4 protein-coding genes and 1 pseudogene are annotated in these 4,921 nt (G+C 50.8%); 1 reads left to right on the forward strand and 4 read right to left on the reverse strand.

The window, feature by feature from the left end; genetic code table 11:
- A pseudogene (locus ACH2EH_RS09800) lies at nucleotides 1-1,126 on the forward strand (hypothetical protein); the annotation flags it as partial.
- 123 nt (nucleotides 1,127-1,249) lie between these two features.
- Here the strand turns inward: ACH2EH_RS09800 and ACH2EH_RS09805 are convergent.
- From ACH2EH_RS09805 to ACH2EH_RS09820, 4 genes are all read right to left on the reverse strand, one after another.
- Nucleotides 1,250-2,422, reverse strand: coding sequence for an aminopeptidase P N-terminal domain-containing protein (locus ACH2EH_RS09805; RefSeq protein WP_395141202.1), 1,173 nt, complete (start codon nucleotides 2,420-2,422; stop codon nucleotides 1,250-1,252).
- Between the two features lie 16 nt (nucleotides 2,423-2,438).
- Nucleotides 2,439-3,410 (reverse strand): DNA cytosine methyltransferase, encoded by a 972-nt coding sequence (locus tag ACH2EH_RS09810; protein WP_395141204.1) that lies wholly within the window; start codon nucleotides 3,408-3,410, stop codon nucleotides 2,439-2,441.
- Complete coding sequence (locus tag ACH2EH_RS09815; RefSeq protein WP_395141206.1) at nucleotides 3,407-4,456, reverse strand: HindVP family restriction endonuclease; 1,050 nt, start codon at nucleotides 4,454-4,456, stop codon at nucleotides 3,407-3,409. Before ACH2EH_RS09815 ends, ACH2EH_RS09810 begins: the two co-directional genes overlap by 4 nt.
- A gap of 21 nt (nucleotides 4,457-4,477) precedes the next feature.
- Nucleotides 4,478-4,921, reverse strand: a 444-nt coding sequence (locus ACH2EH_RS09820; protein WP_395141208.1) for a hypothetical protein, incomplete at its 5' end; no start/stop codon positions are given.

The following is a 4,921-nucleotide window of genomic DNA, read 5'->3' on the forward strand; positions in this document are numbered from 1 at the left end:
GTATTTCATCACGGAGTCCAGCGAGCACAACGCGGAGTACAATCCGTGGTTTATCCCACGCGGCAAGGACAAGATCGCGGAGTTTTCGGTGCCGATGGATGAATATCTCCGGCGCTGCGATGGGATCGTGGACGAGTTCGAGCGCATGAAGGTCTTTGCTCGCTCCGACGATCCGATCACGGTACATAAATCGCATGAGTACGGCTCAACGATTATTCACTCGATTGTGACCGGGACGCCGTCGGTAGTCTATGGGAATATGCCCAATAATGGCGCGATCTCGAACTTACCCAATAATGCCATCGCCGAGGTGCCGACTTTAGTAGACCGAGGAGGGTTGCAGTTCACCACGGTCGGGGCGCTGCCGCCGCAGCTCATTGGCTACATGATGCCCCACGTCACGCAGCACGAGCTCTTTATCCGCGCCGCGCAAGAGGGCCGCCGCGACCATATCTACCAGGCCGCGATGTTCGACCCCCTCACGGGCGCGACTCTCTCCACCGACGAGATCGTCGAGATGTGCGATGAGCTGATTGTCGCCCATGGGGAGTTCCTGCCGCCCGTTGACACGAAAAAAACGCTCGTTCCCACCAGCGGCAAGACCTTCAACCCGCCCACGCCTCAAGAGCTACGGGCGAGCTGGGACGACGCCCAAAAAGAAGGGCACGAGGACGATCTGCTCAGTTGGCGCGTCCTGGGGCCATTTGCTCGTCCCTTTGGAGAGAGTGGTGTCAGCACAGACTGGGTCGCGCCTGATGTGGACGAGGACATCTTTGCCAGCGGCGAGCACAAGGCGGGCTGGCGAGAGACCATCGCCAATAAGAAGGGCTACGTCAACCTAGGTCGCGCCATTGGCAACCACGACAACGCCGTGGCCTATGCCTACACCGAGCTAGAGTCGGTCCACGCCCGTGAGACCATCCTCAAGTGCGGCTCCGACGATGGCATCAAGGTCTGGATAAACGGAGTCGTGGTGCATAACAACGATGTGCTTCGGAGCTATACCGAGAAAGAAGACGAAGCCCCGATCCGCTTGGAGGAAGGTGTGAACCGAATCCTGGTCAAGATCACTAACGCCGTGCATGGCTGGGGCTTTGGAGTCGCGGTTCCCAGGCCGAATTTTTAACCTCTCCATCAACCTCTCCCCAACCGCTCTCCCGGGCGCTCATTCTTCGCTGGGAAAGGGGCTCTCTAAATTCCCCTTTCCCAAGGAGCTTGCGACTGCCCGGGAGAGGGGGTAGGGGAGAGGTTATTTCGGGATCGCGGCAGTGAGATTGATCGGGTCGCCGTCGGTGATGAGGATATCGTCCTCAATGCGGATTCCGAGTGCCTTGTCGGCTAAGTAGAGGCCCGGCTCGATGGTGATGACCATGCCGGGCTTCAACACCCCATCGGGGAGCGCGTCGTGGACGTCTAGGCCCAGGCCGTGCCCGATGCCATAGCTGTAGCAGTCCGGCATCCCGGCTCTCTCGAACACGGCCCGCGAGGCTCGGTCTACTTCCCACATCGCTGTTCCCGCGCGCGATGCGGCAATTCCGGCGAGCTCTGACTCCAGCACGAGGTCATAGAGATATTTTTGCTCGTCGGTGAAGCGCCCCGAGACGGGAAACGTGCGGGTCACATCGGCAGCATAGCCCGCAAAGCTCGCGCCCGAGTCTATCAGCACCAGGTCGCCGTCTGTTAGGAGCTGGTCGTTGTCCATGTAGTGCAGCACGGTTGCGTTCAAGCCGCCCCCCACAATGGGGTTGTAGGCGTGCTCGCCACCGTGCCGCCGAAACTCATTTTCCAGCGCTTCGGCCACGACCCGCTCGCTCACACCGGGCTTAATGACAGCAAGCGCCGCCTTGTAGCCGTCTATTGTTGCGTCTACGGCCTTCTGCATCAGCGCCAGCTCATCGGTGGATTTTATCGAGCGCAACTCAATTAATAGCTGCGTTTTATCCTCAATAGAAACACCTGGCACACGCTCGGTCACTTGACGGAACGCGGCTAAATCTGGGGAGACCGCACCAGGATAGACGGTGTAGGGATGCAGGCAGGCCAAACGCCGCCCGCGCCGTGCTGCATTTGTAAGCGCCCCAGCAATCCCGCCGCTGCGCCCGATACTCGTGAAGCCTGTTTTCTCTTTGAGTGCCTGGTTGAGCGGGTCGCGGTAGCCGTCCCAGTGCTCGCGTTCCGGATCGCGGGATTTTAAGAGCAGTGTGATGCGCTTGCTCGGGTCGGGCGCGGTCGGGTCGAAGAGCACAGCGGCTCCCGGCTCGTTGGTGATGCCCGTGAGGTAGATAAAGTGCTTATTGGCCGTCCAGCGCCCTAAAAGGGGCGGGCCGCCCTCGCCCGCCAAGACCACACCCGCCGCGCCACTCAGCCCCGCCAGCACGCGCTCACGCCGCGCTGCGTACTCCGCCACTGAAATTCCGTTCATGCCGGGATTGTATCTTTCATTTTTTTTGTAAAACTCTCTCGGGTATTTCAAAAGGAGGATTATCAAAAGGTAGTTTCAAACTACCAATAGGGCCTTTATCTATATATTCCTTAATTGAACAAGCAATAAAAGTTCCAAGATTCACCGGGACAGCATTTCCTATCATTTGTTCTAAGTTCGTTTTCGTACCGGAAAAATTGAAATCTTCAGGGAATGTTTGTATATAGCTTCGTTCAATCGTAGTAAGCGGACGTATAAATTTCAAATCGATACCTTCTGGATCACAATGATGCAACTTATAGCCTTGTGGAATTGGACGATTCACTCCTCGAATGGTAGGACTTGGCTCATCAATCGTAAAAACACCACGCCTGCTATAATTTCTTGGATGTCTGTAATAATATTGTACTTCCAGTGTACTACCTAGATAATCGCGTACAGTCATTGGCTTATCAGCTAGATTTTTTTTCAGAATCCCTGTTAATTGGTTATGATCATCACCTAAATGGCCGATTAAAAAAAAACGAGTTCTGGCTTGAGGTACATTACAATACGATGCGTCAAGTATAACGGATGTCAGCCCATAGCCATTTTCGATAAATTTCTGAACAACCTCTTTCAATATGTCACTTTTCTTGATCTGTTCTACATTTTCCATTAAAAACCATTCGGGCCTGACTGAAGTAACAATATCTGCAAATTTACAAGTTAAATCGGCGCGTCCTAAGGATACATCTCGCTTTCCCGCGCTAGAAAAATCTTGACAGGGAGGTCCTCCCATTATCATATCTGGTAGATAAGATGATACTTGATTAACTGAATCTGCAACATTACTTAAGTCTTGTTTAAAAATAGGATGCTGGAAATTTTCCTGATATATTTTTATTGAGGGTTCCCAGTGATCGAATGCAGCTACAACCTCAAAGCCAGCATTCTCAAAACCTAACGATAAACCACCACATCCCGAAAATAAATCAACACATTTCATTTGAACAACCCCGGTGAATTAAATAAAATCGCATCGAACCTTCGCTCTGGACTCAACAAATCTTGTCCTCCACCAATAATAATATTTTTAATTTCGTCTTTTTTGATAATCGGCGACCGCAATCTCTCACATTGCATGAACTTATTTGTTATATTTCCCGAAGAGGCAAATGCCTTATCATTCTTGGTATTAAACGATAGAGAGTCAATTATTTTTTTATGATCGAATTGACTATTGTGTTTTATATCATCTAGCATTTTATATAACCATATCACTGTTCGTACTTGTCGCGAAATAGTTATGTATTGCGAATTTCTTGCAATTTGAGATACGAAGTAACAGAAACCTGCATTGCTCCAAGCAAAAACATCTAAACAATTTTCGTCGAATTCAGAAGATTTACCTTTAGTTTTCCATATCGGCTGTAACAAAAATGGAACTTGGGAAGATTCTAATGTAATGGAAATACTCTGTATGGCATCTATAATTTGTGGAACCATATACAGAACCTGGCTAGGATCTTCCCACTCATTCACAAAAATATTCGGAATTCTTCGTATTTCACCTCCTAAACTTGCAGCAATGCTACAAGCCAAGTAAACAATGGTGTCAGGGCGGACAACTATTTCGGAACCGTATAAATTCTCATCGCCATCACTAGTTACATGATCTGGCAAAGCAGTAAGCTTGATCTCTAATGCTGACAAACAATTATTAGATTCTAAATTCTGAATAACTAAATCAGTACGGGGCAGACTTCCGATCACATATTTGTTAAATGGTGTAAATTGAGATTCAAAAGCAAAGAAAATATTTTCATTATCAGGCTCTATAGAAAAAATATCTTTTATTGAAATTTCTTCGATTATTTTTTCGCCACCTCGCAAACATATATAGTTAGCATTTATTTGTTTGTGGTACATGTAACAGCAGAGCGCTGCGGGGAACGAAGAATTAAATTGATTCTTTCCCCACGTGTCTCTCAAACTAAAATTTCGGTTTGTTTTCTTTAGGCCAAAGAGGCCGGGAATCGGATCGCTTGGCATGATTTTGTAGATTATACCCGCTCAGCGCAGGTTGAAAACGAAGAGTGCCGCGCCGAGCGCCAGAAAGACGGTCAGTGCCAGCCAGAGGCGCCAGAGCCGACGTGCGGTGGCGGCTTGGATGAGTAGAGCGCCCAGTGGCAGGAGCGCCATAACGGAGACAGTGAGCAGGGCACCGGGAGTGGGGTTGTTCTGGATCACCTGCGCCGCCATCACTCCGCCCGCCATCACGCCAATGACCACGGGAAAGAGCGCCAAAATCCGTGTCCAGAGCGGCTGCCGGATGCCGATAGAGACGAGCAAGAGCATCGCACCCGTCAGCCCCGTGAGCGCCAGACCGGCATTGAGATGCCTTCCCCCTGCCGAGCCCATACCCGCTGCCGCCGGAGCGAGGATGAGCAGGAGAAGCGGGAAGAACCACCAGCGAACCCCGTCTTTGAGTGCCTTTTCTCCGACAAACGCCTCGAC

The sequence above is a fragment of the Armatimonas sp. genome, from assembly GCF_043760365.1.
Classification (GTDB): Bacteria; Armatimonadota; Armatimonadia; order Armatimonadales; family Armatimonadaceae; genus Armatimonas.

Bases quoted from the DNA above. Each gene is read 5' to 3' on its own strand.
- ACH2EH_RS09805 (WP_395141202.1), bottom strand. From the start codon at position 2,422: ATGAACGGAATTTCAGTGGCGGAGTACGCAGCGCGGCGTGAGCGCGTG.
- ACH2EH_RS09810 (WP_395141204.1), bottom strand. From the start codon at position 3,410: ATGAAATGTGTTGATTTATTTTCGGGATGTGGTGGTTTATCGTTAGGT.
- ACH2EH_RS09815 (WP_395141206.1), bottom strand. From the start codon at position 4,456: ATGCCAAGCGATCCGATTCCCGGCCTCTTTGGCCTAAAGAAAACAAAC.